Source organism: Streptomyces toxytricini (genome assembly GCF_014649915.1).
Classification (GTDB): Bacteria; Actinomycetota; Actinomycetes; order Streptomycetales; family Streptomycetaceae; genus Streptomyces; species Streptomyces toxytricini.
The window spans coordinates 258996-261313 of sequence record NZ_BMTY01000010.1 but is presented as its reverse complement, the minus strand read 5'-3'; the positions used below and the strand labels follow the sequence as shown (position 1 = coordinate 261313).

The following is a 2318-nucleotide window of genomic DNA, read 5'->3' as shown; positions in this document are numbered from 1 at the left end:
TCGATCACCGCCCAGGCGGCGTCAGAAATCTCCCCATCCCTCACGACCGGACCAACGATCCGATGATCGGAAAGACAGCCCCTAGCGCAGGATTGGCGACGCCCGCGGCAGCGGACACGGATCCGCCGGACTACCTCACGGTCATGAAGGCTCAGGAGATGTGGAAGGTTGCAGACGGCAGCGGCATCACGGTGGCCGTCGTCGACAGCGGCTTTAAGCCCGTCCCGGGCGTGCCGCGCGAGGCCGTCCTTCCAGGGGTGTCGGTCATGTCACCGCCCATTGGGCAGCCGGACAAGACGTACCCGGCGCACGATGATGTCGACGGGCACGGGACCACGATGACCGCGGCGATCGTCGGCGACGGCACAGGGGGCGGCCCGAAGGGGCTGGCTCCCGGCGCCAAGGTCATGCCCGTCCGCACCAGCCTCGGCACTCCCATGGCCTTTGCCACAGGCGGCGAAGGCGCCAAAGGGATCCGGTACGCGGTCGACAGCGGGGCCAAGATCATCAACTTGAGCTGGGGCGACCACTTCAGCTTCGACAGAATCAAGGAGTCTGTCCAATACGCCCAGAGCAAGGGAGCGCTCGTCTTCGCTGCCATGGGAAATGAGGGGGAGGGTAACAACGCGGTCAACCTGATCGCCATGATTCCGGGAGTCATCGGAGTAGGGGCCATCGACGAGACGGCCGAGGGGCTGAAACTCAGCTCCCACGGACCGGAAATGGACCTGTCCGCATACGGCAGCAAGGCCCCGGTCCGCTGCAAGGACAACACCGCCTGGTGCGTGAGGGACGGAGGCACCTCGTACGCCACTGCCCTGGCCTCCGCCTCCGCCGCGCTCGTATGGTCGGCTCACCCCGACTGGACCGCAACCCAGGTCGCTCGCGTCCTTATTGAGACCGCCGGTGGCCCCGCCGACGGCGCCAAGCGCAACAACTGGATCGGTTACGGGGCTATCCGCCCCCGCATGGTGTTGCTGGAGAAGGCAGGCAACCCGGGAGCACCCGACGGCGACCCCCTCGCCCCGGCCCCCACGAACACCCCCGCCCCCACCCCCAGCCAGACAGCTGCTGCGCCAGCCGAAGCTGCGGCTGCCGAAGCGGGCCTGCCCTGGCAATGGATGACGATCGGCGCCGTCGCAGCCGCGGGCCTCGGCCTCGCTGGCACGCTAATCCTCAAGCGCCGCCGCAGCTGATCCTTCACCCAGATCCCCGAAGGCCGCCGCCGACCCCGCGAGCAAACCTCGGCGGCGGCCTGACGCCCGGCCGCTCCTGTGCCAGAGGGCTCGATCGTGAACGCCGTAGCCGCCAGTCGCAACGTTTCAAGGTGCCCGGTCGGCACCGGCTCCTGGAGACCCCGCTCGCCGCCGAAGGCGCACCAGGCTGAGGAGCACGCCGGGAGCTGCACCGAACGGCAGGTCCAGCCCGTACGGCCTGTCAGTGCCCGCTGGCAGGATAGCGGCCATGACGATCAAGGACGTGGCCCGTCACGACGTTGCCGAAGAGCAGATAGACGAGACCCTTCGATGCGGAGTCCGCCGGGCTATCGGCCACTGGTTCGCCATGCGTGACAACGGCCGTCCTCTGCGCCTGCGGCGGATGGGCGGCGACCTCCTCGACCTCGCCGGCGCACGCACCCTTGAAGACCCCGCGCTGGACACGGAGAGTTCGCGTGAGGTCCTGCTCACCACAGCGGAATGCGCCCTTGGAGAGCTGAGCCTGGGCTGCTTCCTCGATGGCGACTTCGAGGTCCCTCTGCCCCTCGTCGACGAGACGCTCACCAGCGCGGAGATGCACTACGACGAAACCTGGGAACCGGCGTCCCCGGCCACCACCGCCCAGACCTGGGTCAAAGCCTTTGCCCTGTGCGTGATCAGCGGCCTCGTGTGGGAGCGTAGCCGGGTCATCGGCCCGCTGCTGCGCGAGGACTACGCTCCCGCGATCCGCGACGGAGTGCCCTACTCGAAGCGGGAGTCGGTCTCCACGCCGGCCGACCTCGCCGAGATGGATGTGCCGTGCGAGTACCTGACCATCGTGCAGGGGCGTTACCCCGGCGCCCTTCCCGGCCCCGCCCGCTGGCAAAGCCCTACACCGAAGCGCGGGTCCGCGCCGCCGAACGGCTCGACACGGCCGGCGCCCTGGACACGGACCAGCGGCTGCTGCGCGTCCTGCTCGACGACGATCAGTCCGCCTTCGATTGGAGCACCGTGCGGGTGTGGGCGCCGGCCCGGTGCCGCGAACCCTGTTGCCGGTCAGGGCCGCCGCAGTGGCCGCGCTCGCCTCTCTCGCGCACGGATGGCAGCTCGGCATCAGGTCGG

At 69.2% G+C, this 2318-nt stretch carries 2 protein-coding genes; both read left to right on the top strand.

All coding sequences use genetic code 11. The features are described 5' to 3' along the window. Positions 1 to 1196 (top strand): S8 family serine peptidase (locus IE170_RS15390; RefSeq protein ID WP_229884800.1); only part of this gene is annotated, 1196 nt, incomplete at its 5' end. Positions 1197 to 1464: 268 nt separating this feature from the next. Then, on the top strand, positions 1465 to 2318 hold an 854-nt coding region (locus IE170_RS15385), incomplete at its 3' end, for a hypothetical protein (RefSeq protein ID WP_189809921.1).